Annotated in this window: 22 protein-coding genes; 13 read left to right on the forward strand and 9 right to left on the reverse strand. The window is 67.5% G+C overall.

What is annotated here, in order from left to right:
* Window positions 1-183: 183 nt before the first annotated feature.
* The 6 genes from GJV26_RS25675 to GJV26_RS25700 all read left to right on the forward strand — a co-directional run bounded on the left by GJV26_RS25675 (window position 184) and on the right by GJV26_RS25700 (window position 6,666).
* Window positions 184-984 carry a DUF8189 domain-containing protein gene (locus GJV26_RS25675; RefSeq protein ID WP_155711459.1) on the forward strand — a complete coding sequence of 267 codons (801 nt, stop codon included), beginning with the start codon at window positions 184-186 and terminating at the stop codon, window positions 982-984.
* A gap of 546 nt (window positions 985-1,530) precedes the next feature.
* Window positions 1,531-2,778: a glycine betaine/L-proline ABC transporter ATP-binding protein ProV gene (proV, locus tag GJV26_RS25680; RefSeq protein ID WP_189441814.1), complete on the forward strand. Its 1,248-nt coding sequence runs from the start codon at window positions 1,531-1,533 to the stop codon at window positions 2,776-2,778.
* The gene (gene proW, locus GJV26_RS25685) at window positions 2,775-3,887 is read left to right on the forward strand and encodes a glycine betaine/L-proline ABC transporter permease ProW (protein WP_155711460.1); all 1,113 of its coding nucleotides are present in this window, start codon (window positions 2,775-2,777) and stop codon (window positions 3,885-3,887) included. The genes proV and proW overlap by 4 nt, the downstream gene beginning before the upstream one ends.
* Before the next feature lie 25 nt (window positions 3,888-3,912).
* The gene (proX, locus tag GJV26_RS25690; protein WP_155711461.1) at window positions 3,913-4,962 is read left to right on the forward strand and encodes a glycine betaine/L-proline ABC transporter substrate-binding protein ProX; all 1,050 of its coding nucleotides are present in this window, start codon (window positions 3,913-3,915) and stop codon (window positions 4,960-4,962) included.
* Window positions 4,963-5,023: 61 nt separating this feature from the next.
* Window positions 5,024-5,959 carry a porin gene (locus tag GJV26_RS25695; protein ID WP_173346272.1) on the forward strand — a complete coding sequence of 312 codons (936 nt, stop codon included), beginning with the start codon at window positions 5,024-5,026 and terminating at the stop codon, window positions 5,957-5,959.
* 56 nt (window positions 5,960-6,015) lie between these two features.
* The gene (locus tag GJV26_RS25700; RefSeq protein ID WP_155711463.1) at window positions 6,016-6,666 is read left to right on the forward strand and encodes a TetR family transcriptional regulator; all 651 of its coding nucleotides are present in this window, start codon (window positions 6,016-6,018) and stop codon (window positions 6,664-6,666) included.
* 91 nt (window positions 6,667-6,757) lie between these two features.
* Here GJV26_RS25700 and GJV26_RS25705 read toward each other — a convergent pair whose 3' ends face one another.
* Window positions 6,758-9,205 carry a membrane-bound PQQ-dependent dehydrogenase, glucose/quinate/shikimate family gene (locus GJV26_RS25705; RefSeq protein WP_155711464.1) on the reverse strand — a complete coding sequence of 816 codons (2,448 nt, stop codon included), beginning with the start codon at window positions 9,203-9,205 and terminating at the stop codon, window positions 6,758-6,760.
* A gap of 357 nt (window positions 9,206-9,562) precedes the next feature.
* Window positions 9,563-10,993, reverse strand: a complete 1,431-nt coding sequence (gene pdxR, locus GJV26_RS25710; protein ID WP_155711465.1) for a MocR-like pyridoxine biosynthesis transcription factor PdxR — start codon at window positions 10,991-10,993, stop codon at window positions 9,563-9,565.
* A 104-nt stretch (window positions 10,994-11,097) separates the two neighbouring features.
* Here pdxR and GJV26_RS25715 point away from each other — a divergent pair, with 104 nt between their 5' ends.
* The 4 genes from GJV26_RS25715 to GJV26_RS25730 all read left to right on the forward strand — a co-directional run bounded on the left by GJV26_RS25715 (window position 11,098) and on the right by GJV26_RS25730 (window position 14,986).
* Window positions 11,098-11,532, forward strand: coding sequence for a carboxymuconolactone decarboxylase family protein (locus tag GJV26_RS25715; RefSeq protein ID WP_155711466.1), 435 nt, complete (start codon window positions 11,098-11,100; stop codon window positions 11,530-11,532).
* Between the two features lie 33 nt (window positions 11,533-11,565).
* The gene (locus GJV26_RS25720; RefSeq protein ID WP_155711467.1) at window positions 11,566-12,183 is read left to right on the forward strand and encodes an FMN-dependent NADH-azoreductase; all 618 of its coding nucleotides are present in this window, start codon (window positions 11,566-11,568) and stop codon (window positions 12,181-12,183) included.
* Window positions 12,184-12,490: 307 nt separating this feature from the next.
* The gene (locus tag GJV26_RS25725; RefSeq protein ID WP_155711468.1) at window positions 12,491-14,338 is read left to right on the forward strand and encodes a pectate lyase family protein; all 1,848 of its coding nucleotides are present in this window, start codon (window positions 12,491-12,493) and stop codon (window positions 14,336-14,338) included.
* Window positions 14,339-14,353: 15 nt separating this feature from the next.
* The gene (locus GJV26_RS25730) at window positions 14,354-14,986 is read left to right on the forward strand and encodes an NF038129 family PEP-CTERM protein (protein WP_155711469.1); all 633 of its coding nucleotides are present in this window, start codon (window positions 14,354-14,356) and stop codon (window positions 14,984-14,986) included.
* 74 nt (window positions 14,987-15,060) lie between these two features.
* Here GJV26_RS25730 and GJV26_RS25735 read toward each other — a convergent pair whose 3' ends face one another.
* The 7 genes from GJV26_RS25735 to GJV26_RS25765 all read right to left on the reverse strand — a co-directional run bounded on the left by GJV26_RS25735 (window position 15,061) and on the right by GJV26_RS25765 (window position 21,293).
* Window positions 15,061-15,630, reverse strand: a complete 570-nt coding sequence (locus GJV26_RS25735) for a hypothetical protein (RefSeq protein WP_155711470.1) — start codon at window positions 15,628-15,630, stop codon at window positions 15,061-15,063.
* A gap of 140 nt (window positions 15,631-15,770) precedes the next feature.
* The gene (locus GJV26_RS25740; RefSeq protein WP_155711471.1) at window positions 15,771-16,793 is read right to left on the reverse strand and encodes a hypothetical protein; all 1,023 of its coding nucleotides are present in this window, start codon (window positions 16,791-16,793) and stop codon (window positions 15,771-15,773) included.
* Between the two features lie 280 nt (window positions 16,794-17,073).
* Window positions 17,074-17,529 carry an acyl-CoA thioesterase gene (locus GJV26_RS25745; protein ID WP_155711472.1) on the reverse strand — a complete coding sequence of 152 codons (456 nt, stop codon included), beginning with the start codon at window positions 17,527-17,529 and terminating at the stop codon, window positions 17,074-17,076.
* Between the two features lie 220 nt (window positions 17,530-17,749).
* Window positions 17,750-18,532, reverse strand: a complete 783-nt coding sequence (locus GJV26_RS25750; protein WP_229419451.1) for a GntR family transcriptional regulator — start codon at window positions 18,530-18,532, stop codon at window positions 17,750-17,752.
* Between the two features lie 57 nt (window positions 18,533-18,589).
* Window positions 18,590-19,807, reverse strand: a complete 1,218-nt coding sequence (locus tag GJV26_RS25755; protein WP_155711474.1) for an amidase — start codon at window positions 19,805-19,807, stop codon at window positions 18,590-18,592.
* Window positions 19,804-20,808: a polysaccharide deacetylase family protein gene (locus GJV26_RS25760; protein WP_155711475.1), complete on the reverse strand. Its 1,005-nt coding sequence runs from the start codon at window positions 20,806-20,808 to the stop codon at window positions 19,804-19,806. Before GJV26_RS25760 ends, GJV26_RS25755 begins: the two co-directional genes overlap by 4 nt.
* 11 nt (window positions 20,809-20,819) lie before the next feature.
* The gene (locus tag GJV26_RS25765) at window positions 20,820-21,293 is read right to left on the reverse strand and encodes a nuclear transport factor 2-like protein (protein WP_155711476.1); all 474 of its coding nucleotides are present in this window, start codon (window positions 21,291-21,293) and stop codon (window positions 20,820-20,822) included.
* Between the two features lie 205 nt (window positions 21,294-21,498).
* On the opposite strand from GJV26_RS25765, the gene GJV26_RS25770 reads away from it, so the two are divergent.
* Genes GJV26_RS25770 through GJV26_RS25780 form a run of 3 tightly spaced genes read left to right on the forward strand, consistent with a single transcriptional unit; the run spans window position 21,499 to window position 26,199 of the window.
* A complete protein-coding gene (locus tag GJV26_RS25770) occupies window positions 21,499-22,680 on the forward strand; it encodes an ABC transporter substrate-binding protein (RefSeq protein ID WP_155711477.1) in 1,182 nt (393 codons plus the stop codon).
* 58 nt (window positions 22,681-22,738) lie between these two features.
* A complete protein-coding gene (locus GJV26_RS25775) occupies window positions 22,739-23,614 on the forward strand; it encodes a branched-chain amino acid ABC transporter permease (RefSeq protein ID WP_155711478.1) in 876 nt (291 codons plus the stop codon).
* Complete coding sequence (locus GJV26_RS25780; RefSeq protein WP_229419452.1) at window positions 23,611-26,199, forward strand: branched-chain amino acid ABC transporter ATP-binding protein/permease; 2,589 nt, start codon at window positions 23,611-23,613, stop codon at window positions 26,197-26,199. Before GJV26_RS25775 ends, GJV26_RS25780 begins: the two co-directional genes overlap by 4 nt.
* Window positions 26,200-26,201: the final 2 nt, after the last annotated feature.

Consider the following 26,201-nt stretch of genomic DNA (forward strand, 5'->3'; position numbering starts at 1 on the left):
TGTACATTCCACGTTACGGGTCGCACCTCGCATCTACCTTAGACGATCCGGCGAACACTCCCTGCACTGCAACCCGATGGCCTGGCCGAAGCTTGCATCATCGGCCTGCCTCGACGGCAAATCGCTTTTACTGCAAGCCCGGCCGCATGGCCGGTTTCACTGCAACGAACGGGAGATATCGACATGGCAAGCTGGCAAGGCTGGACACAAGTCCCTGGGGGTGGGAGGACGATCGACGCACCTGGCGCTACCGGTGCGGTGGACGTATTCGTGCGAGGCACGGACAACCGCGTCCATCACAACCATTTTTTCCAGGCCGACCATTGGAGCGGCTGGCAGCCGCTCGACGGGTTGACGGCGCATTCGGCGCCCGCCACCGCGTCGCTGAACGGTAGCGTGTACGTGTTCGCACGCGGAGCGGATAACCTCATCCATTTCAACCGCAATGCCGGACATTGGGAAGGGTGGCAGCCGGTGCCGGGCGGAGAACAGACGGACTCCGCGCCGGCCGTGGCACCGGGTGTGCTCGCCGTACGAAGAGGGGACGGTGCGATCCGCTTCAACACGTTCGACGGACCCGGTGCCTGGCATGGATGGCGGGACGTCCCGGACAACGGGCGGACGCCCTCCGCGCCGGCCCTCACCCAATTCGGCGCGGGCTTTTTCCTGTTCGTGCGGGGAACGGACGATGGCATCCACTACAAGAGCCTGGGTTCCAATCGCCAGTCATGGGGCGTCTGGCAACGCATACCCGACGGCGCAACGCCCTCGGCACCCGCCATCGCGAACGGCTTGCTGGTCGTGCGCGGGACGGATGACGGCCTTCACCACAATAACTTCGACGGCGCCTCCGGCTGGACGGGATGGCAGCGCGTTCCCGGCGGATTGACGCGCGATGCACCCACGCTGGCGCATTCGCCTGGTTTCTTCACGCTCGTGGTACGCGGAACGGACGACGGCATCCATTTCAATTTCAACGCATGAAACGACCTGCCGTATGGAGCTTCCAGGGCCGTATGGAGCTTGCCTGCGCAACTCGGACATACCATCAGACCTGTCATCAGGCATATCACGATCTGTGCGCTGGCGAACATTACTAGCACATTTCAGGCCGGAAAGTACCTAGACTCCTACGTATTTTTGCGTTATACTTGACGTAAATTTACAACAGATTGTCTCTGCGGCATCCCTGCTGCACAGTGCACCTCACGCAACGCGTGGGGTGCTTTCATCGGGCCTTGCGCCCGCATCGTTAATCATTCGACGCACTTGCGTCGAATACCCCGGTGCCATCCTTGCATGGCACCCGCGTGGTCAAGAGTCCTGTAGCCCAGCTTCTTTTGACACGCACATGACACCCCGGCGTACAGGCATGAAGCCCGCCGGCTACGCGTGTCTCGCCCTGTTCCGTCGCTTGCGTGCGCTGTTGCGCACCGTTGCATCGCCGTCGGCCCGGGGTTTACCGATTCCCGTTCGCGGCCACTGGCCGCAGGGTTTCATTCATTCGCGAAATCGAAGGAGAACCACAAAGTGGCAAAGCAAATCATCATCGACCACGTCTTCAAAGTCTTCGGCGACCAGCCCGAAGAGGCACTGGCCCTGGTCCGCCAGGGGGCGGGCAAGCAGGATATCCTCGCCAGGACCGGATGCACGATCGGTGTGTTCGACGCCACCTTCACCATCGAAGCGGGCGAGATCTTCGTCATCATGGGCCTGTCCGGCTCGGGCAAGTCGACGCTGGTACGCATGCTCAATCGCCTGATTGAGCCGACCGACGGCCGCATCCTGGTCGACGGCAACGATATCAATACCTTGCCGGACGCGCAGTTGCGCGCACTACGCCGCAAGGACATCAGCATGGTGTTCCAGTCGTTCGCGCTGCTGCCGCAAATCAGCGTGCTCGACAACACGGCGTTCGGCATGGAACTGGCCGGCATGCCCAAGGCCGAGCGCCATGCGCTGGCCCGGCAGGCGCTGGAACAGGTCGGCCTGGCCGGCTATGCCGCCAGTTATCCGGACGAACTGTCCGGCGGCATGCAGCAGCGCGTGGGACTGGCCCGCGCGCTGGCCTGCGATCCGTCGATCCTGCTGATGGACGAGGCCTTCTCCGCGCTCGACCCGATCATGCGCACGGAAATGCAGTCGGAGCTGCTGCGCCTGCAGCAGATCAAGCGCCGCACCATCGTCTTCATTTCTCACGACCTCGACGAAGCCATGCGCATCGGCGACCGCGTCGCCATCATGAAGGATGGCCACGTGGTGCAGGTGGGCACGCCGGAAGAGATCCTGCGCAAGCCTGCCAACGATTACGTGCGCAACTTCGTGCGCGGCGTCGACGCGGCGGCCGTCTTCAAGGCCGGCGATATCGCCCGCAAGAGCCAGATCGTGGTGTCGGAATCGCCGACCCGCGGTTCGCGCGCGGCGCTGTCCATGCTGGAAGAGCAGGACCGGGCATATGCCTACGTCGTCAACCCCAGGCGCGAATTCCTCGGCGTGGTGTCGGCCGATTCGCTGCGCAGCGCGCTCGAAGGCCACGTCGGTCCGCTGGGCCTGTCGCATGCCTACCTGCCGGATGTGCAGACCATCGATGCCGACGAACCCGTTGCCGGCCTGTTCGGCCAGGTCGCGCAGCTGCCTTACGCGGTTCCGGTGGTCGCCAGCGACGGCGGCTTTCGCGGCGCCATCAGCAAGACCACCTTGCTGAAGTTCCTCGACCGCGATACGCCGCCCATTGCCGAGCCACGAACTGAATCACGCGTAGAGAAAGGACAAGCATGAACCCGAATACCTCAATGCCACCGGAACTGGCCGCCGAGCAAGCCGCGCAGGCAAACCCGTGGCTGCCCACCCCGCCCGGCGACACGTCCTGGCTCGACGCCGCGGGGCCGGCTGCAACGCCGGAGCATGCCGGCGGCTCTCACCTGGCGCAGCTGTTCGACGGTTCGCTGCCGCTGCAATCCTGGATCAACGACGGCCTGGGCTGGGTCGTCGAGCATTGCCGGCCGTTTTTCCAGGCCGTGCGCGCGCCCATCGACGCGACGCTGACAGGCGCAAGCGACGTGCTGCTGGCCGCGCCGTCGCCCGTGGTGATCGCCATTATTGGCCTGCTGGCCTGGCAGTTCACCAGCCGCGCGCTGGCCATCGGCACCGTGCTGGCGCTGCTGGTCGTGGCGATGCTGGGCGTCTGGCCGGAGGCGATGATCACCCTGTCGCTGGTGCTGACATCGCTGGCCTTCTGCCTGGCGATCGGTCTGCCGCTGGGGATCTTCCTCGCCAGCAGCGACCGCGCGCAAAACATCCTGCGCCCGCTGCTCGATGCCATGCAGACCACGCCGGCCTTCGTGTACCTGGTGCCGGTGGTCATGCTGTTCGGTATCGGCAATGCGCCCGGCGTGATCGTGACCATCGTCTTCGCGCTGCCGCCGCTGGTGCGCCTGACCAATCTCGGCATCCGCCAGGTGCGGCCCGACCTGATCGAAGCGGCGCGTGCCTATGGCGCCTCGCCCTGGCAGCTGCTGACGCGCGTGCAGTTCCCGCTGGCCATGCCGTCCATCATGGCCGGCATCAACCAGTCGCTGATGCTGTCGCTGTCGATGGTGGTGATCGCGTCGATGATCGCGGTCGGCGGCCTGGGCCAGATGGTGTTGCGCGGCATCGGCCGCCTGGACATGGGCCTGGCCACCGTGGGCGGGCTCGGCATCGTGCTTCTGGCCATCACGCTGGACCGGCTGACGCAGGCGATGGGGCAGCCGCGCCGCGGCGTGCGTCACTGGTATCAAACGGGCCCGGCCGGTTTCATCCTGCGCCTGGCAGGCGGCAGCACGGTACAGGGCAGTCCGGCACGCGGCGAAGCGGCCGCGCCGGCCACGGCCAGTGCCGCGCACTAAGCAAGTAAAAGAAGAAAGGATCGCCATGCATCACATCGAACACTTCAACGTCACCTGTAAAACGCAGCGCAGGTTCAAATGGTTTTCGGCGCTGGCGCTTGCCGCGCTCGCCTTGACCACCAGCCTGGCCATGGCGCAAACGCCCGATGCCGGCCTGCCCGGCAAGGGCATCAAGGTGCAGGCGCTGCAAAGTTCGATCGCCGAGGAAACGTTCCAGACCATGCTGGTCGACCGCGCCCTGGAAAAGCTGGGCTACGAGCCGCAGCCGATCCAGGAAGTCGACTATCCGACCGCGCATATCGCCATCGCCAACGGCGATGCGACATTCCTCGCGGTGCACTGGGATCCTTTGCACCAGGACTACTACGACAATGCCGGCGGCGACGGCAAGCTGCTGCGCACGGGCCGGTATGCCGGTCCGGCCGCGCAGGGCTACCTGATCGACAAGGCCTCCGCCGACAAGTACCGCATCACCAGTATCGACCAGCTGCGCAATCCGGAAGTGGCCAAACTGTTCGACCAGGACGGCGACGGCAAGGCCGACCTGACCGGCTGCAATCCGGGTTGGGGCTGCGAGGCGATGATCGAGAATCACATGGATGCCTACAAGCTGCGCGCGACGGTCAAGCATGTGCAGGGCAGCTACTCGGCACTGATCGCCGATACCATCGGCCGCTACAAGCGCGGCGAACCGATCCTGTACTACACGTGGACGCCATACTGGGTGAGCGGGGTGCTGGTGCCGGGCAAGGATGTGGTGTGGCTGCAGGTGCCGTTCTCGTCGAATCCCGGCAAGACCAATACCCGTCTCGACGATGGCAGCGATTATGGATTCGCCGTCAACACCACGCGCATCGTCGTGAACCGCGCCTGGGCGGAGAAAAATCCGGCGGCCGTCAAGCTGTTCGAAGTGATGCGCCTGCCGATTGCGGATATCAATGCGCAGAACGAGCGCATGCGCAGTGGCGAAAACACGCAGGCCGATATCGCGCGCCACACCGCGGGCTGGATCGAATTCCACCAGCAGCTGTTCGACAGCTGGATCGCGCAGGCGCTGGCGGCGGCGAAATCCTGATTCGACAGCGGAATTGACAGCGAAAGCAACCCGGCGATCGCGCTCTGCGCTCGCCCTTGCCTTGCCTCTTTGCCTGCTTGCATCGCCGGCGGCATGGTCGCAGGGCGGCATCCTGGTGTCGGGCTTCATCGATGCCGGTGTGTACCGCGACAACGGCGATACCTGGCGGGTCGGGCCGATCCAGCGCAGCAATCTCGCCTTCGAGGCAAGGGAAGCGCTGGGGGACGGTGCCATCGTCACATTCAGGCTGAGCACGCGTTTCGAGCCGGACAGCGGCGCCTTCGAAGAGGCGGGCAAGCCGTTCTGGCACGACGAAGCCACCATTGGCCTGACGGGAAAATTCGGCTCGCTGCGGATCGGGCGGCACATGGATGCGCTCTATGCGAACGACTGGATCTTCGATCCGTGGGACTACTACGACCGCATTGCCTCGCCGGCGTATGACCTGTGGCGCCGCAATTTCGCGTCCGACCCGATTGCGAACCTGGGCGGCACGCCGGACTGGGGGCGCGTCAACAACGGGGTTTTCTACGATTCGCCCGACATGAATGGCTTCACGCTTCACGTCAGCGGCTCGCCCGAATCCTCCGCGGGAAGCCGCCGCAAGGCGCTGATGACGGCCGTGCGATACCGGCACCCGCATGGCGCCGCGATGATCGCGCATGGTCGCAACAGCGCGGGCGATACCGACAGCTTCATCGGGCTGAAGCTCATCGGGACCGCCGTGAGCTTGATGGGCGGCTATGACATCAGCCGGTCCGGTGCTTCGACCGCGAAGGGGCTGTCGGTGGGCGCCAGCCACGTTGCCGGCCGCACCACCTACCGGATCGGCGCCGGCCGTGTCGACGTCGACGGCGTTCGACAGGAACGGATGCTGGGGCTGGGCGTCAGGCAGGCGCTTTCCGCACGCACCAGCGTCTACGCCGATTTTGCCCGCAAGGCGTACCCGGCGCGCATTGCTTCCACATACGGCGTGGGCATCACCCATAGCTTCTAGGGAGGCGCTGCCGGCCGGCGCAATCCCTGCATGGCGGCATCGTTTAAAATGCCGCGATGACCAGAGCCAGCAGATCGAAGACCGCATCCCCCAAGGCCGACGAAGACGGCACCCGCGACAGGATCCTGAACGTGGCGCTGCAGGAGTTTTCCAGGCACGGCCTGAGCGGCGCCCGCATCGATACGATCGCCGCTGAAAGCGGGCTCAACAAGGGAATGATCTACTACCACTTCGGCAGCAAGGAAGACCTGTACGTGGCCGCGCTGGAGGAGAGCTACCGCCGCTTCCGCCAGGTCGAGAGCGAATTCCATATCGACACGTTGCCGCCGGAACCAGCGCTGCGCAAGCTGGTCGGCGCCACCTTCGACTTCCATTCCGCGCACCCCGAGTTCATCCGGATGGTCATGAGCGAGAACATCAACCAGGGCGAATACATCCGCAAGATCCCGGACCTGCGCGCGATCAACCGTTCGGCCATCACCTTGCTGGACCGCCTGTGCCAGCGCGGCATCGCCGAGGGCGTGTTCCGCGCGGACATCGATACCGTCGACCTGCACATGTCGATCAGCGCGCTGTCGTTCTACAACGTGTCGAACCGCCATACGGCCGGCTTCATTTTCGACCGCGACCTCGGCGCGGCCGACGTGCATGCCGCGCGGCGCGACACCGTGGTCGATACAATCCTGCGCTACGTACGGGCACCCTGAGAGGGCGCGAAAACTGATGACGACGCGGCGGCCTGCACGGATGGTGCCGCCGCCGTTTGTCTTGCAAGTCGGTTGTCGTGCTTGCGCGCGGTCAGCGGTCCAGCGCGTAGGCGATCACGTAGTCGCCGCGGTCCGGCGACTGCCGTGCGCCGCCCGCCGAGACGAGCACATACTGCTTGCCGGTCTTCGGCGACACGTAGCTCATCGGTCCACCCTGGCTGCCCACCGGCAGGCGCGCTTTCCACACTTCCTTGCCCGTCGCGCTGTCGAATGCGCGCAGGTAGTAGTCCTGCGTCCCCGCGATGAACACGAGGCCGCCCTGCGTCGCCAGCGTGCCGCCGAGCGTCGGCATCCCGACCGGCATCGGCATGCGCATCTTGACGCCGAACGGACCGGTATCCTGCACGGTGCCGATCGGCACCTGCCACAGGACTTTGCGGGTCTTCAGGTCGACGGCCGAAAGCGAGCCGAACGGCGGCTTCTGGCAGGGAATGCCGAGCGGCGACATGAAGCGGTTCTTGTTGACCGCGTAGGGCGTGCCCTTCAACGGCACCGCGCCCATGCCCGCGTTGACCGCTTCGCCGCCGTTGCCGGCGGGGCCGCTGTCGCCGGGTCCACTGCCCGTATCCTGCGGAATCATCTGCACCCACAGGCCGAGGCGCATGTCGTTGACGAAGACCACACGGTGGTTGGGATCGATGGACAGGCCGCCCCAGTTCATGCCGCCGAGCGAGCCGGGGAAGCTCAGCGACACGTCCGTGCCCGGCGCCGTGTACAGGCCCTCGTAGCGCATCGACCTGAAGCCGATACGGCAGGCCAGCTGGTCGAACGGCGTGGCGCCCCACATGTCCGACTCCTTCAGGGTTTGCGCGCCGATCTGCGGCATGCCCACCGAGAATGGCTGCGTGGTCGAATATTGCTCCTTGCTGATCCCCGCGGTCTTTACGGGCCGTTCCTCGACGCGCGTGAGCGGCTTGCCGGTCATGCGGTCGAGCACGAAGATCTGGCCGGCCTTCGTGCCGAACACGACGGCGGGCGTGGTCGAACCGTCCCTGTTCGGGAAGTCGACCAGGCTCGGCTGCATCGGCACGTCGAAATCCCACAGGTCGTTGTGCACCGTCTGATACACCCATTTTTCCTTGCCCGTGGTCGCATCCAGCGCGAGGACGGACGTCGCATAGCGGTGGTCCAGCGGCGTGCGGTTGCCGCCCCACAGGTCGACCGACGAACTGCCCATCGGGATGAAGACCGTGTTCATCGCCGGGTCGTAAGACATCGCGGCCCACGCATTCGGCGTGCTGCGCGCATACGTCTGGCCAGGAGACAGGCGGGCGTTCGGATCGTCGCGGCCGGGATCGAATGCCCAGCGCATCCGGCCCGTGATGACATCGAAGCCCCGCAGCACGCCGCCGGGCATGTCGGTCTGCACATTGTCCGCTACGCGGCCGCCCACCACGACGGTCGTTCCCGCGACGGTCGGCGCGGAAGTGAGCTGGTATTTCGGATCGTCCGCATTGCCCAGGCCCGCCTTCAGGTCGACGATGCCGCCATCGCCGAAGCCTTCGCACATTGCACCGGTGTCGGCGTCGATCGCGACGAGGCGTGCGTCGATCGTGTTCATCAGCAGGCGGCGCCGGCAGTTCGCCCCGGCCGGCAGCGACACCGGCGCAACCGGCGTCGCATTGGCCGCGGTGGGCTGCGGGATCGGCCGGGTTGCATCGAACCAGGCGAGGCCGCGGCAGCGGTTCCACACCTGCGCCTGCACGTTGAAGGCGCGTTCCCAGATCTTCCTGCCGCTGTCGGCGTCGACGGCGATCACATTGTTATGCGGCGTGCACAGGTAGATGCGATCGCCGATCTGCAGCGGTGTCTGCTGGTCTTCCGCGCCATTGCCCGTCGGGCTCACGGGGATGTCGCCGGTGCGGAAGGTCCACGCGACCTTCAGGTCTTTCACGTTGTCCCGTGTGATCTTGTCGAGCGCGACGAAGCGGCTGCCGCCCGGCGTGTTGCCGTAGCTGCTCCAGTCCTTCTGCTCCTGGCCGGGCGCGACCGGCACCAGTGGCGTGGGCGTGCCCTGGAACGCGACGGTCGGGTGTGGCTGGAACATCGCCGCGAACGTGACGCCCATGCCGGCCACAAGCAGGGCGGCCAGGCCGTAGGCGGCCCTGGCGGCAGGTGGCCGGTTGTCGATCCTGCGCAGCGACGGCCATGCAAGCAGTGCCAGCACCATCAGGCCGGCCGGCAGCATCAGGCGCGACACGAGCGGCCAGAAATCGGGCCCGGCATCGGCCAGTGCCCAGGCCAGCGTGCCGGCGAACGCCGTGCCATACACGATGACCGCGGACCATTTCAGCCGCATGAACTGCACGGCGGACGCCACGATGACCACGCCGGCGATCAGGAAATACCAGCTGCCGTGCAGCGTGGCGAGCCTGGCGCCGCCGACGGCGAAGAACAGGCCGGTGGCGAGCATTACGAGCCCGAGCATTATGCACCCGGCCTTCAGCGCGGCCGATGCAGGGGTTTTACTTTTAGTCATGAAAATTCTCCAGGAAATAACCAGGCGATGATGCGTTTCGTGCCGCCTAGCCAGGGCATGCCGATGCGTATCGCCTGGTCGGCGATCTCCATCCGATCCGACGGTACCGCCGGATCATCATGTGGCACACGAATTAACTAACCAGTTAGTTAATTCGTGTGCCAATGTTGTCGACCATGCCCTGCTGCGGGGCTGGCTGAAGTACCGGATGATGGAGGAGCGGCATGCAACCATGGCAGGATGCCAAGCGGGATGCAAAGGTGATCATTCGTCGATCAGACCTTGCAGCGATGGTTTGAACGACGGCATGAAGTTTAACACGCTCGTCCATCCACTGTTCGATCGCGCATGCCCGGGTCACTGCACATTGGGCGCGATGATGGCCCGCAGCCGCGCGACCGCCTCGCCGGCTTCCGCCGGCGTCGCGAAGTTGGCGAATCCCATTAACAAGCCGCCGGCATCCGACCCACACAGGCGCCAGTCGCTCAGCGCATTGACCGCCAGTCCCGCGGCGGCGGCCGCCGCCGCCAGAACCGTGTCATCCTGCCGGGGCGGCAGGTGGGCCAGCACGTGGATACCGCCGGCCTGCGGCTGCACGTGCAGGCGATCGCCGAGCATCCGCGCCAGCGCATCGACCAGGTAGCCGCGTCGCGTCGCATACACGGAGCGCATTTTCCGCAAGTGCCGGGAAAAATGACCCTGTTCGATGAAATCGGCGACCGTTGCCTGCGGCAGGACGGCACCCGGGCCCGGAATGTGCTGCAGCGCCGCCTCGAACGCTCCCACCTGGGAGACGGGCACCACGAGATAAGCCAGCCGCAGGCCGGGGAACAGCACCTTGCTGAACGTGCCGGTGTAAAGCACCCGGCCTTCGGCATCCAGGCTTTTCAGGGCCGGCAGAGGCCGGCCGTGATAACGGAATTCGCTGTCGTAGTCATCCTCGATGATCCATGCGCGGCGGCGGTTCGCCCAGTCCAGCATGGCCAGGCGCCGCGGCAGCGACAGCGCCATGCCCATCGGGCTCTGGTGCGTGGGCGTGACCACGGCGAAGCGTGCATCGCCTGCCAGTTCGATGCCCCTGGCCACGTCCACGCCCTCGCCATCGACGGGTACCGGTGCCAGACGCATGCCGGCAAATTCGAGATAGCGCCGGGCAAGGATATAGCCCGGGTCTTCGTACCAGCCCAGGTCGCCTGCCTGGAGCACGGTGCGGCATATGAGATCGAGGGCACCCCGGTAGCCCCCGGTCACGAATACCTGCTCGTGCGAACACGCGATGCCGCGCGAAATGCCCAGGTAGCCGGCGATGGCGCGCCGCAGCGGTTCATGGCCGGCGGGATGCGGGTAGGTCATTGCGGCGGCGTCCAGCCTGCGCACGTTGTGTCCCGCCAGCCGGGCCCAGGTCTTTCGCGGGAAAACATCCAGCGCCGGCAAGCCGAGCTGGAACGGGTGGATCTGGCCGGGCAGCGTATCGGGGCGCGACGAGGCTACCGGAAGATTTTCGGCTGGCCGCGCCGCGCCTGGCCCGGACAGGCTGGCGAGGCGAGGGGACACGACGGTTCCCGCGGCGCCGCGCGCCACGACATAGCCTTCGCTTGCCAACATCTGGTAGGCCAGTTCGACCGTGCCGCGTGCCAGGTTCAGTTCGCTGGCCAGGCTACGAACGGACGGCACGCGATCGCCGGGCTTGAGCCTTCCTGCCGCGATGGCATCGCGGTAGCGCCGGTACAGTTGCAGGTATATCGGCACGTCCTGGTCCCGCTCGGGCTTCAGTTCTTGCAGGTCCATTTGGCATGCCTCGTTCTTGTCCTGGTTATCCAGGCGTTTCTTGTCCCTGTTCGGTAGGTCATGATTGTCTTAAATTAACGGCTTCGACACAAGGAGCAAGACTCATGAGCACAACACAACGACTGCCGTATTACACGCTGTCCCCGGAAGCCTATCGGGGTTTTGGCGCGACGAAAGCGGCGCTGGAAAATAGCAGCCTCGGCAAGGATTTGATCGAACTGGCGTGGCTGCGGATGTCGCAGATCAACGGATGCGCGTTTTGCCTCGAAATGCATGCGAAGGCACTGCGCGCAGGCGGCGTGCCGGAAGCCAAGCTGGACAGCCTGGCCGGCTGGCGCGTCGGTGAACGCTTCACGGAACGCGAGCGCGCCGCGCTGGCCTGGACCGAGGCATTGACGCACGTGGACCGGACGCATGCGCCGGACGAGGACTATGAACCATTGAAGCGGCATTTCAGCGATGCCGAAATCTCCGACCTCACCTTCGCCATCGCGCTGATGAGCGCGTTCAACCGGCTGGCCATCGGCATGCGGCAGTAACGCCGGTCAATACCGAACTCTTGAAAGGATCGCATGCACATCCTGCATATCGACTGCAGCCCGAGGGAACAATCGCACAGCCGGAACCTGTCGGCCGCCATCGTGGCACGGCTTTTCGCCGCGCATCCGGGCGCGTCCGTCACCCGGCGCGACCTGGGGCGGCATCCCATACCTCATGCGGAAGCGGCATACGCCGGTGCGCTGGCCGCGCCTGGCAACCCGGACGCCGGCGCGGCCACGCGCCTGTCCGATGAACTGATCGGCGAGATCGAAGCGGCCGGCACCCTGGTGATCGGTACGCCGATGAACAACTTCACCGTGCCTTCGGTGCTGAAGGCCTGGATCGACCAGGTGCTGCGGATCGGGCGAACGATCGGTACGACGCCGACCGGTGAAAAGACCGGCCTGCTGCGCGACAAGCCTGTTTTCATCGGCATCGCCTCCGGCGGCGTCTTCGCCGGCGAACACGCCAGGCAGCCGGACTTCCTCATTCCCTACCTCACCGCGGCGTTTGCGTGTGTGGGATTGACGTCGCTGCGGTTCTATCCTCTGCAGGCGACCGCGTTCCTGGACGAGGCCCGGCTGGCGGCCAACCAGAAAGCGTTGCTTGCGGCACTGGACGTGACAGGGATTGGCGCCCCGGAGCGGTAAGCCATGCGGGACACGACCTGTCGTGTATCCACGCCGATCGCCTGTCGTCCACCTGCCCGCCGCGGGCGGGCAGGCGAAATCCGTCCGAATCGATAAGGGAAAATTCCACGTTGGCACAAAACCACACTGAAAACGTTTGCAATCTACTTCATGATTTTTTTATATAAAAAACATTATTAATTCCACCAGAGCGGAGTGCGTTTTTAGCTGGCCGATCCATTTTTGGTCGAGCCAAATCTATACTGGCCTGACCAATATGACCTTGAAGGAGGCGAAAATGGAGACAGGAAGCAGTGCGGGCACCGGAATGAAACGGCCATGCCGGACGGCGTTCGGCATCGCCGTCGCGGCGCTGGTCATGCAGGGATGCGGCGGCGAGGCGGGCGTCGACTCCGCCGCCGGGCCGGCCGGCAATGTAACGATGGCGGCGGCGGTCCAGTCGCAGGATGCGTCGGCAAGGGCCGCGGCAGCGCCGAACGCCGCCAGCGGCTGGGCGTCGCAGGGCGACGGCACCACGGGCGGCGCGGGCGCCCCGGCCAGCAATATCTACGTGGTGCGCAACTGGGCCGAACTCAATGCGGCGCTGGCGAACGCCAACAGCCCCACTTATGCGGGCAATCCCGCCGCGGCCAGGCGGGAACCGAAGATCATCCGGGTCGTCGGCACCATCTACGGCACCGACCTGGGCAACGGCAAGCTGGCCGACGAGGCGTACTACAAGTCCCTCAATGCCACCGCCGCCAGGTGGGACTTCAACCTGTACCTGCAGAGCCTGGACACGGCCTTCATGGCCGATCTGAATGCCCTGGTGGCGCAGGGTGACCCGGCCGCGATCGCGCTGCGCGCGCGCATCTCGGCACTGAGCTCCGCGCGCAGCACGCTGCGCAACCTGCAGAAAGCGCAGATCCAGTTCATCGTTCCGTCCAACACCACCATCGTCGGCGTGGGCCGCGACGCCAGGGTGGTCGACGGCTATTTCTCGATCAACGCCACGCCCAACATCATCATCCGCAACCTGGAACTGCAGGCACCGCAGGACCTCACGCCCAGCTGGGACGGCAAGGGCGCCTGGGATTCCCGGTACAAGGCCATCTCGGTGGTGACCGGCAAGCAGCTGTGGATCGACCACTGCACGCTGAGCGACGGCGAACCCGCCGAGGAAACCGTCACCATCAACGGCGTCACCTCGCACGTCAACCGCTTCGACGGCCTGATCGACATCGAGGACAGCAGCGACTACGTCACGCTGTCGTACAACGTCTTCAAGAACCACGACAAGACCAACATGGTGGGCGGTTCCGGCGACGGGAACGGCGCCAAGGAGCGCAATTTCAACCGCATCACCTTCCATAACAACGTGTGGGACAACATCACCCAGCGCGCGCCGCGCGCCCGCTTCGGCCGCATCCACGTCTACAACAACTACTACCGGGGCGCCACGGACGCCGGCCGGTACCGCCTCGGCTACTACATCGGCATGGGGGCGGAATCGAAGATCCTGTCCGAGTCGAACGCGTTCGAGATCGCCGGCCCGGGCGCCAACGCCGCGAAAGTGGTGTCGAACCTGAACGGCTACCAGTTCAAGGATGTGGGCTCGTGGATCAATGGCGTGCCCGCTTCCGCCGAACTCGAGGCGGCGGCGAAAGCGGCGCTGGACAAGAACTGGACCAGCGTGGTGGCCGCCGCCGCCAACAGCGGCTTCACGGTCGGGCCGTACACCAACGAGCTGGGCTGGACGCCCACGTATGACTACCGGCCCGGTAAATCGTTCCAGGAGGTCAAGATGCACAACCTGGCCACGGCCGGCGCGGGCAGGGTGGCGATCGACGGCGCGACGCTGGACGTGACGGCCGGTTTCTCGCTGCGGCGGTCGGGCCTGGCCTGGAACCGTATCACCGGCAAGTACGGGGCGTCGATCACGCTGACCAACAACAGCGGTGCCCCGCTGGGCGGGCCGCTGCAGCTGGTGCTTGCGCGGCTGCCGGACGGTGTCGCGCTCGACAATGCCAGCGGCCTGCACGACGGCGCACCGTACATCACGTTCGGCGCCGGCGGCCTCGCCGCCGGCGCCTCGGTCACGGTGCCGCTGGTGTACAGCAATCCCGGCAAGGTGGCCATCAGCTACACCAATTCCGTCCATGTCGGACTTTTTTGAGATCGAGGGAACCCCATGATGCAAAACCTGAAGAATCGTCTCGCCTTGTGCCTGGCCGCGCTGGCGCTGCTGGCCAGTCACGCCGTCCATGCACTGCCGACGTACCATGTCAGCGTCGATACCCGCGGCTTTGCCGGTGAAGCCCTGCTGGACTTGACCTTCCTGGCCAACGCCGGGGCGACGCCGGCCAGCGCCGTGCTGGACAACTTCAGCGGTGCTTTCGGCGCCACGTTCGATGCCTCGCCGTACGTCGCCGGTACGATCCCGGCCGGGGTCGTGCTGGGCAACCGGAACGGCGGCGACTACCTGACCCAGTATGTCCGGCTGGGCGGCTGGCTCAGCTTCGATATCCGATTCGGCGGCGCCTTCGCCACCACGGAGAACATCGATGCCTCGCTGTTCGCGGCAACGCTGTACAACACCGGACTGACCGGCCATATCGGCGATGCCGGCAGCCTCGTCGAGTTCGCGCTGTTGCCCCAGGTCGATGGCATTCCGGGCGGGATCGACGTGACGGCGAGCGCGCTGGCGAGCGTCACCGAGGTGTCGCCGGTCCCCGAACCGTCCATGCTGCCGATGGCATTGACCGGCCTGGGCCTGCTGGGACTGCACCGGCGCAGGCAATCGAAGACAGTTCGCAAGCGGTAGGCGGCATCGGCACCGGCGAACGCGCGAAGCGGCCGTATTTCCTTGTTTCCGGCCGCACCCCATACCGACCTTCGTCAATTGAAAGAAGGGGCGGCGGAAGCGGCATCGAGCTGCGCGCGCAGTTTCGCCATCAGCGCGGTTTGTGCTGCCTTGTCCATTGCATCGAGCCGCGCCGCATGCATGCTGCCCGCCGAATCGTGCAGTCCGATCCGCACCGTGGTCGCGGCACCGGGCGAGCCAACGCTGGCCGGGCAGGTGGCCACGACCACGGCATCGCCGCGCCGCCACACGAGCGCTACCTCGGCCGCGCCGGATTCGGCGCGGCCGAGGCCGATACTGTCCGGCAGGCCCCATTTTTTCACAACGGCGGCGCGAAACGCCGCCAGCGCGTGCGTCATTGCCCGCGCCGGCGGCTGCCTGACGAAAATCACGCCCACCAGCACGGGCCTTGCGTCGTCGAACAGGTAGATCGCCTGGTCGATGAATGGCGTGCCCGTCTTTTCGAACATCACCTTGGCATGCCCGCTGTTGTCGTCCCGGAAGCCAGCCTTCGCCGCGGGACGCGCCCGCTGCAGTTCCTCCTGCGTCATGCCCAGTACCACGGTCCGGAATGCGTCCGGCATCAGGCCATTGGTAGCGGGCATTTGTCCCGCGGCTGTATCGCTATGCCGGCCCGCAAGCGGGAGCGCCGCGCCGACGGCAAGAATTGCCCGCAGCGCGAGGCGCCGGGACATGAAGCAGCGATGGATGTTGGCGTGCATTGCGGTCATTCCGGGAAGCGCGTTCAGCGCGCCTGGGCCTTGATGGCAGCCCGCACCCGGTCACCGTTCAGCGCCATGTCCACCGAACCCGATTTCATCGGGTTGTCCAGTGCGAAGGTGCCAGGGCCGGTCTGGTGCACCACGTCGCGCCAATGACGGCTGGACGCGGTTTCGGTAAAGAAGATCACCGCCCGGGAGCCGTCGACCAGCACGTAGTCGACACTGCGCGCCGCGGTCAGGCTGTTGTAGGTCGCGATCTTCCTGTGGGCCGGCGCGGCTTCATGGGAGGCCTTCAGCAGCGCCTGCGCGTCGGGCCGCAGGCAGGCCAGGTAACGCCCCAGTGCGCCCGGCTCGAGGCCTTCGCGCGATGTGCAGGCGGCGTAGAACGACATCAGCGCTGCTGTCGGGCCGCTGTCGGCGGGACCCGGCACGATGCGCGCGCGCAGCGCCAGCCGCCCTTGCGTGCCCTGGTCGTCCAGCACCACGGTGCGAGACGGAACGTTCGCCAGCGGCTGCGCTTTCTGTACGTCCCGGTTCGCGTTGCGGAAGGCGGACAGCACCAGCGGCACCAGCGATCCGGCTTCCTGTTGTTCCGAAAACAGCCAGCGATCACCGGTCTTCCTGAAGGTCAGCACGCGCCATTCGGCGGGAGGCGGCGGCTTGAGCGGTACCAGCATCGCGCCCGACACCGCCAGCGGCGGCTCCGCGGTGAAGGCGCCGAAACGCTCGAACGAGGCGAACATGCGCAGGCAGTGGGCCGGCCGGTCGCCCGGGCCCAGCCTGTAGGCGCCCGCATCGACATGGTTCATCGCCCTATTGCAGTCGCGCGACTTGACGGCGCCCAGGAAGGCTGCGCTGGCATCGGCTGCCGCCCGGCTGTCGACAGGGCTGCCGGGCAGCGCGGTGCGCGCCAGCAGCACGGTATCGCCGCTGGCCGGTGCGCCCGGCGCCGGCGCCAGCACCAGCGCGCGCTCCGCCGCCGCGCCGGACGCGCCTTGCGCCGTGGCTCCAGCGGCCAGGAGAGCAATGTACAGCATTGATTGCATGACGTGATCCTCGGTCGACGATGGGGAGTGGGCCCGCTATGCCTGTCTGCGATTGCCGGCGGGGCAGAAACCGGCGGACCCGGCATGTGCTACGGAGCGCCGGCAGGGCCTGCTCGTAATCCAGTGCGGCCTCGGCGCCTGCGCGATGAAGAAGCGGCAAGCGCGGAACGGAAAGTGCAAAATGGCAGAGCAATATTGATGCCAATCTACCAAGTTATTGATTTAGATCATTGCCTTGGCACGTCGGATCGTTGTTTGTAAGATTTTTCGACACTTCCTTTTACATCGAAACCGTCTCCCGCCCTGTCGGCAAGACCGCGGGCAGGTAAGCAGCACGGAACTCGGGCGGCATGCGGCGCGGCTTGCCGCTGGCGATCTCGATGCAGACGAGTTGCCAGCGCCCGCGCATGACCGTGGCGCCGTCCGCGGCGCGCACGAGCTGGAAACGGCGCTCCATCGTCAGGCGGCCATCCGTCGCGTACAGCCAGGTGCCCACCAGCAGGTCGTCGCCGAGGCCCGTCGGCAGCAGGTAATCGTAGGCCGCGCTGCCGATCGCCATCGCGCGGTTCAGCCGGCGGTATGCGGCCAGGTCCAGGCCCAGCGCCTCCGAATGCGACCAGCCGGCCTGCTCGCACCAGCGCACGTAGACGGCGTTGTTGGTATGGTCCAGGCCATCGATATCCGCCGCGGCGGGCGAGACGGGGCAGATGTGCGGATCGGGATGGTCCCAGTTCAATGGTGGCTCCAGCAGGCAAGGACGGCCATTGTAGCGTCATGGCGTTGCCCCGCCGCGTGGCGGCATGGCGGGCAGCGCCGCGCGCCAAGAAACGGTCATGCGGTACCGGTGACGCTGCGGCGGCAAGCACCTGTACAGGCCCGATCGCGAGGGCGGCGACGGCAGTCCGGCGTACGCGCGTGACTGGTTCCTCCCCACCTCCCGGAGACGGCCCGCCGCCTCAGCGCAGCCCCAGCATGCGCGCCAGGCTGTGCTCTTCGTCCGAGCGGTCCAGGCAGATGTTGCGCTCCAGCGTGGCCAGGTGGGCCTGCATCAGCGCGACGGCGCCTTCCGCGTCGCCCCGTTCCAGGCAATCGACGATCTGGCCGTGTTCGTCGTGCTCGCAGCTGGCATTGCCGGGCGGCTCGTACAGCGCCACGATCAGCGAACAGCGCGACACCAGTTCGGCAAGGTAGCCGGCCAGCACGGGGTTATGGGCCAGTTCGGCGATCTTCAGGTGGAAGCTGCTGGCCAGCCGGGCCCAGGCCGGCTGGTCGTAGCGGTGCATGGCCGCGTGTTCTTCCGCCAGCTGCGCCCGCAGCGCGGCGATGTCGCCGGCCGTCACGCGCCGGGCCGCCAGCCGCACGATCGCCGCTTCCAATGCCTGGCGCGCCTCGAAGATGGCCCGGGTCTCCTCCGGCGTCGGGGTGGCGACCACCGCGCTCTGGTTCGGGCGCAATGCCACGATGTGGTCGTGGGCCAGCTGCTGCAATGCCTTGCGCACGTTCGCGCGGCTCACCTTGAACAGCTTGCTGAGCACCGCTTCCGGAAGCCGGGTGCCGGGGGCGAGGCGCTGGTTCATCACGCCTTCGTAGACGGACTGGTAGATCCGCGTTTCGATATCGCCGCTGCCGCGGCGGCCGCCGGCGGGAACGTCGTCCGGTTCCGGCAATGATGTATCGATGCCGCGATGCAGCGGATTGTCGGGGTCCGCGTCGGCGTCGGCGTCGGGGAATGGGGGCATGTGCTTCATCGTGTAGGTTGGACAGGCCGCCCGGCACGCTGGCCGGACGGCGATTCGTCAGAGCGCCGCGGCGACCTGGATCGCCAATTTTACCAATGCGGCATCGCTGCCGGCGGGCCCCACCAGCGAGATGCCGAGCGGCAGGCCGTCGTCGCCGGCAAACGGAATGCTCACCTGGCACAGGCCGCCGATGCCGGCGATGCAGGTGATCTGCAATGTGCGCATGCGCAGCGCGTCCACCGCGCTGCCGCTTGCGTCCAGTGCCGGTGCCACGCCCGCCGCGGACGGAATGACCGCGACGGCGTCGTCGCCGAACAGGCCGCGCACATGGGCGCGGATCTCGTGCACGCGGGCCCATGCCGCGCGCGCCGCGTCGTCGCCGATCCCGGCCGCGCCTTGCCAGCGCGCGGCGATGGCCGGGGAAAACACGGGTTGGCTGGCCGTGATCCACGCACCGTGGGTTTGCCAGGCTTCGTGACCGCCGGCGGTGGCATAGGCCTGGCGCCAGTCGTCCAGCGTTTCGTCGCCGCGTGGCAGCGTCAGGAGCGCCGGTGCGGCCTCCAGCAGGCGCGTGGCGATGGCCAGCACTCGCGCCAGCGGCGCCGCGAAGGCGGGGTCCGCCAGTCCGCACACCGCCTCGGGATACAGCACGCGGCGGAAACGGTGCGGGGACGGCGGCAGCAGCACGGCGGCCACGCGGGCGAACGTTTCCGGGTCGTGCGCCAGCCAGGTGGCGGTATCGAACGACGGGTGCAGCGGCACCATGCCTTCGCGCGGCAGCAGGCCGTGCGTGGTGCGCAGGCCCCAGAGCCCGCAGTAGCTGGCCGGCACCCGGGTGGAGCCGCCGGTGTCGCTGGCCAGTGCGAAATCGCACAGCCGAGCGGCGACCGCCGCGGCCGAACCGCTGGACGAGCCGCCGGGCACGCGGCCGGGGGCGCGCACATTGAGCGGCGTGCCGTAATGGACATTGTCGCCGTTGATGCTGTAGGCGATCTCGTCGGTCAGCACCTTGCCCACCAGCGTCGCGCCGGCGGCGAGCAGCGTGTCGACGAGCGGGGCGCTGGAGGCGGGTACCGGATTGCCGGCCAGCCAGGCCGGATTGCCCGCGCCGGTCGGGTATCCGGCGACATCGAAAATGTCCTTCACCGCGAAGCGCAGGCCGTCGAGCGGGCCGCTGGCGGTGGGGGGGATGGTGAAGCGGCCGTGCGCCACCCAGGCGTTGACGGTATCGTCGATGGGGAAAACGGCCGCGAGGGGGGCTGTCGTCATGGTCATGCGGATTCCTTGGTGGAGTGGAGCGGGGTGTGGCAGAGATCGGGACCGGAGCCGACGCGGCCGTCGGCGGCCAGCGTGTCGAGGTGCCGGCAGATCGCGCCCGGCGTGGTGAACCAGATCTCGCCCCGGTCGCGCGCGGCGGCGATGTGCGCCAGCGCGCGCCGCAGGTGGCGCAGGCGGTAGGGCTGGCCCACCAGGTAGGGGTGCAGCGCGATGCCCATCACCAGCGGCTGCCGGCGGGCCTGGTCGCGCATCTCGTCGAAGTTATCGATGATCATGTCGGCAAACGGCGCGGCATCCATCTGCCGGCCGACGAGCATCGGGATATCGTTCAGTTCCTGCGGGTAGGGGATCGACCAGAGGCGGCGGCCGGAACGGGTGCGCATCGGCAGCGGCTGGTCGTCGTGGCACCAGTTCAGCGTGTAGCTGTAGCCGGCCTCGGCGAGCAGGTCGGGCGTCAGCCGGCTTTCCGAGATCCAGGGCGACAGCCAGCCGGCGGGCGCGATGCCGCTGCCGGCCGCGATGCGGTCGCGGCAGCCGGCCAGCAGCGCCGCCTCGGCGTGCTCGCCGAATTCGGACTGGCGCGCCGCGTTGGTGTGGCCGTGGCCGATCAGTTCGTCGCCGCGCGCCGCGAACGCGGCCACCAGTTCCGGGCAATGGTCGTACAGCGCGGTGTTGACCAGCGCGCCGGTGGGCAGCGCTAGCTGGTCGAACAGTTCCAGGCAGCGCCAGGCGCCGACCCGGTTGCCGTATTCCCGCCAGCTGAAATTGAGCACGTCCGGCTCGGGCGAGGCGGGGCCGAGGCGCGCGCCGAGCCCCTCGCCGAAGGCGAAGTGCTCCAGGTTGAAACCGATATAGACGGCCAGGCCCTGACCGGCGGGCCAACGGTAGCCGGGGCGGCGGGTGATGGGGTCGTAGCCGAAGCGGCCATGGCAGGCAAGGGCGGCGAACGGTGCGGCGTCGGTTGCGAAGCCGGTGGTCGGGTCGGGGGCGCGGGTCATGGCCATGCCGCTCACGTGCCTGCTTCGCTGCCCGTTTCGCCGCCCGCGCCGGCGTCGCGCTCCAGCCGGGTCAGGAGCAATTCCGCGCTGTCGTTCCACACCTGCATCTCGGCGATCAGGCCGTGGCGCACGACGTAGCGGTCCACGTAGCGGTTGCCCTCGAAGGCGCTGCCGTCCGGCCATGCGCCATGCAGCGTGCCCAGGCTGTAGACGATGGCTTCCTCCGCGGTGGCGCCGCCGACCACCTCGATGCGTTCGAAGCGCTTCTGCACCCATGCATAGCGGCCGGCGTTGAAGGCCGCGCATTCGGCCGGGTCGCGCATGTGGCGTCCGCCGGTGAACCGTATCCGCAATTGCGGCGAGATGAAGCGCCGCGCACCGTCCGGGTCGGGAATCATCAGCGTGCGCAGATAAGTGTCGACAAGATTTGCGGCATCTCTTGCGCAGTTGGTGTCGGCGATGACTTGAATTGGTGCGTCCTGCATCGGGAATCCTCCGTTTTGCACCCACACGGGGCGGGTTGGGTTGAATGGCTCGTTCAGGATCTACTGTACGCAAGATGGATGCCAGAGTGTCGACACTTTGTATTTAATGGTGCCGACACGATATTTGAAGAAATGCCATCACCTGGCATGGCGATTGCATTGTCCTGTGGCGAACGCACTTTTTCTCTCACAGGAGTTTTCCAGCATGAACATGTCACGCAGGGTCTTCATCGCCACCGTCTCCGCTGTCGCGGCCTTCAACCTGGCAGGGCCCGCACAGGCGGCCGAGACGATCAAGATCGGGCTGGTGACCGCCCTGTCGGGACAGTCCGCGCGCTCGGGCGAAGCCATCACCCGCGGGCTCGCGGTCGCGATCGACGAGATCAACGCCGGCGGCGGTCTGCTGGGCGGGCGCAAGCTGGAACTGGTGCGCCGCGACGACGAATCGAATCCGGCCAAGGGCGTGATGGCGGCGCGCGAGCTGATCTTCCGCGAGAAGGTGGCCGTGCTGTTCGGCGGCCTGGATACGCCGGTCTCGCTGGCGGTGGTGCCGCTGGCCAACGGGGCGAAGGTGCCGTTCATGGGGGCCTGGGCGGCGGGCACGGCCATCACGAGGAACGGCGCCGAGCCCAATTTCGTGTTCCGCGTGTCGGCGGTGGACGAGATCGTCGACCAGGGCATGCTGGAGTACGGCATCAAGGCCTTCAACGGCAAGAAGTTCGGCATGATCCTCGTGAACAACCCGTGGGGCGAATCGAACGAGAAGGGCTTGCGCGCCGCGCTGCGGCAGAAGGGCCTGGCGCCGGCCGGGGTCGAGAAATTCGAGGGCAGCGACGTCGACGTGGTGCCGCAGCTGTCGCGCCTGAAGGCGGCCGGCGCCGATACGCTGTTCCTGGTCGGGAACGTGGGGCCGTCGGCGCTGGTGGTGCGCTCGCTGGAGCGCATGGGCTGGAACGTGCCCGTTGTGTCGCACTGGGGCCCGCTGGGCGGCCGCTTCACCGAGCTGGCCGGGACCGGCGCGAAGAACGTGCACTTCGTGCAGACCTACAGCTTCTTCGGCAAGCAGTCGCCGGTGGGTACCCGCGTGATCAAGGCGTTGATGGCCAAGTACCCCGACGTGAAGGGGCCGGAAAACATCACGCCGGCGGTCGGCGTCGCCAACGCCTACGACGGCATGCAGCTGGTGGCCAGGGCGATTGCCAGGGCCGGCACCGCCAATGGCGACGCGGTGCGCAAGGCCATGTACGGCATCGACGAATACGCGGGCCTGATCAAGACCTACCGCAAGCCGTTCGCGCCGGGCGTGCACGACGCGCTCACCAAGGACGACTACGTGTGGGCCCGCTTCGTGGGCGAGCGCATCCTGCCCGTGGGCGAAACCGACTGAACGCGCCACCCGGCCGGCCGCGGAGCCGGTTCCGACTCATTCTTGCAAGGAGATCTCCATGCTTTTGTCAACTTTGATCACCGGCTTCGGGCTGGGCAGCATCTACGGGCTGATGGCGCTGGGCTTTTATCTGACCTACGCCGTGTCCGGCACGGTGAACTTCGCCCAGGGCAGTTCGATGATGCTGGGCGCGGTGCTCACTTTTACCTTCGCCCAGACGCTGGGCTGGCCGCTAGTGCCCGCAGTCGTGCTGGCGCTGGCGCTGTGCGCGCTGTACGGCCTGCTGGTGGAATACATCGCGGTGCGGCCGTTCGTCAGCCGCGGCTCAGATGCCTGGCTGATGGGCACCGTGGCGCTCGGCATCGTGCTCGACAACGTGGTGATGGTCGCCTTCGGGAAGGAGCCGCGCAACCTGCCGTCGCCGCTGGCCGAAACGCCCTTGGCACTGGGCAGCGCCGGCCTGGGGGTGTATCCGCTGCAGGTCTTGATTCCCGTCGTGGGCCTGGCGCTGGCGGCGCTGCTGCACGCCGTATCCCGCCGCACGCGCTGGGGCACGGCCATGCTGGCCGTCACGCAGAACCGCGATGCGGCGCGGCTGATGGGCATCCCGGTGCGGGCCGTGGTCGCGGCGGCGTTCGCGCTCTCCACGCTGCTCGCGGGCGTGGCGGGCGTGCTGGTGGCGCCGCTGTTCAACGTGCATGCCGACATGGGCACGCTGTTCGGGCTGAAGGCCTTCGCGGTCGCCATCCTGGGCGGCATCACCAGCGCGTGGGGCGTGATGATCGCCGGCCTGCTGTTCGGCATCGCCGAGGCGCTGGTGGCCGCCACGCTGGGCTCGGGCTACACCCAGATCCTGATGTTTACGCTGGTGATCGTGGTGCTGGCGGTCCGCCCCAACGGCCTGTTCGGCCGCGCCCAGGTGAGGAAAGTATGAAGCGCGATGCGATGTTCAACCCGAGGGCCCGCCCGAAGAGCGCGACCGGCGCGCCGTCGCGGGTGGTCGCGCTCTTGCCCACGCTCCTGCCCGGGTCACCGACGCGGGCGGCGGCGGCGCTGGCCGTGCTGGGCGCCGGCCTGGTGCTGGCGCTGACCCTCAACGCCTACCACGTGTTCGTGCTGGCCAACGTGGCGCTGCTGGCGACCGTGGGCTTCGGCCTGAACGCGCTGATCGGGCTGACCGGCATGATGTCGTTCGGCCACGTCGGCTTCTATGCGCTGGGCGCCTACACGGTGGCGCTGCTCACCACCGGCGCGGGCTGGAGCTTCTGGCAGGCCTGGCCGCTGGGGGCCCTGGTTGCCGCCGTGTCCGGCGGGCTGCTGGCCCTGCCGGCGCTGCGCGTGCGCGGGCCCTACCTGGCCATGCTGACCATCGCGTTCGCCTTCATCGTCGAACACGGCATCGTCGAGCTGCGCGACCTGACGGGCGGGCAGAACGGCATCATGGGCATCGCCGCGCCCACGCTCGGCGGCCTGGCCGAAGGCGAGCGCGCGGTGGCCGTGCTGGCCCTGGTCACGGCGGCGGCGTCGCTGTGGGCGTATGCGCTGCTGTCGCGCGGCACCTGGGGCACCGCCATGCGGGCGGTGCGCGACAGCGAAACGGCGGCCGAGTCGCTCGGCATCGATCCGCTGCGCGTCAAGATGGCGGCCTTCGTTTTCTCCGCCGCGCTGGCCGGCTTGGCGGGCGGCCTGTTCGCGCCGCTGTCGGGCTTCGTCACGCCCGGCAGCTTCAATTTTTCGCTGTCCATCCTGTTCGTGCTGGTGGTGATGATCGGCGGCGCCGGTTCCGTCGCAGGGCCACTGATCGGCGCGGCCGTCGTCGGGCTGCTGCCGGAATGGCTGGCCAGCCTGGAGGAATACCGGCTGCTGTGCTTCGGCGCCTTGTTGCTGGTGGTGCTGCTGGTCGCGCCGGGCGGTGCCGTGGGCATGCTGGCCGCGCTGGCGCGCCGCGTGCGTCCCGCCGCCGGCGCGGCACGGCTCCCCGCCGATATGCCGGACACTGCAAACGCGGTGGCGGCGCGCGAACGCCAGCCCCTGCACGCCGACCAGCTGGTCATGGTGTTCGGCGGCCTGCGCGCGGCGTCCGGTGTCAGCCTGACCGTGCAACCCGGCATGCTTGCCAGCCTGATCGGCCCGAACGGGGCGGGCAAGTCGACCGTCATCAACATGCTCACCGGCTTCTACCGTCCCACCGAAGGCACGATCACGGTCGGCGGCGTGGCGGCCGGCGGCCTCCCGGCCTTCCGCATCGCCCGCGCCGGCGTGGCGCGCACCTACCAGACGTCGCTGCTGTTCGGTTCCCTGAGCGTGCTCGACAACGTGGCGCTGGGCATGACGCGAGGGCGGCTCGGCGGCTTCCTGGGCCGCGCGCCGTCCGCGGCGCCGGCCGCGCGCGAGCAGGCCGTGCGGCTACTGGCTTTCTGCGGCTACCGCGGCGGCCTCGACACCCCGGCGGCTGGCCTGGCGCACGTGGACCGCCGGCTGGTGGAAATCGCCCGCGCGCTGGCCACCGATCCGGACATCCTGCTGCTGGACGAACCGGCCGCCGGCCTGTCGCGCGAGGACAAGGACCGGCTGGCCGACCTGCTGACCCGCGTGGCGCGTGCCGGCGTCGGCGTGCTGGTGGTCGAACACGACATGCCGCTGGTGATGGGCATCTCGGACCGGATCGTGGTGATCGATGCCGGCAAGCCGCTGGCCGAGGGCACGCCCGCCGAGATCCGGGAAAACCCGGAAGTACGGCGCGCCTACCTGGGCCAGGGCGAGGGCGGGCCCGCCCTGGTGGCGGCCGGCGGACCCCGCGCCGCCGTGGGTGCCGAATTGCTGGGCATCGGTGCGCTGAGCGCGGGCTATGGCGCGGCGCCGGTGCTGCAGCAGGTCGATATCCAAGTGCGCAAGGGCGAACTGGTGGCGCTGCTGGGCGCCAACGGTGCCGGCAAGTCCACGCTGATGCGCGCGCTGGCCGGGCTGCACCGGCCGGTGCTGGGCGGCATGCACCTCGACGGCGTGGCGCTGGAAGACCTGAACGCCGAGCAGGTGGTGCGGCAGGGGCTGATCCTTGTGCCGGAAGGGCGCCAGGTGTTTCCCGAGCTGTCCGTGCTGGACAACATCCGGCTCGGCGCCTTCCGTTGTCCCGACGGGGCGGGGGGCCGGCTGCAGGCCATGCTGGAGCGCTTTCCCCGGCTGCGCGAGCGCGCTCACCAGCGCGCCGGGCTGCTGTCCGGCGGCGAGCAGCAGATGCTGGCGATCGCCCGGGGGCTGATGGCGCAGCCGCGCTTGCTGCTGCTGGACGAACCGTCGCTCGGCCTGGCGCCGAAGGTGATCGAGGACCTGTTCGCGGTGCTGGACCGCCTGCGCGGCGAGTCGCTGACCATCCTGCTGGTGGACCAGATGGCGTCGCTCGCGCTGGCGCTGGCCGACCGCGCGTACGTGCTGGAAGGCGGCAAGGTCGTCGCGCAAGGCACGGCGGCCGACATCGCCGCGGACAGCGCGCTGGCCAGGGCCTACCTCGGCGGACACTGATT

This window comes from Pseudoduganella dura (assembly GCF_009727155.1).
Classification (GTDB): domain Bacteria; phylum Pseudomonadota; class Gammaproteobacteria; order Burkholderiales; family Burkholderiaceae_D; genus Rugamonas; species Rugamonas dura.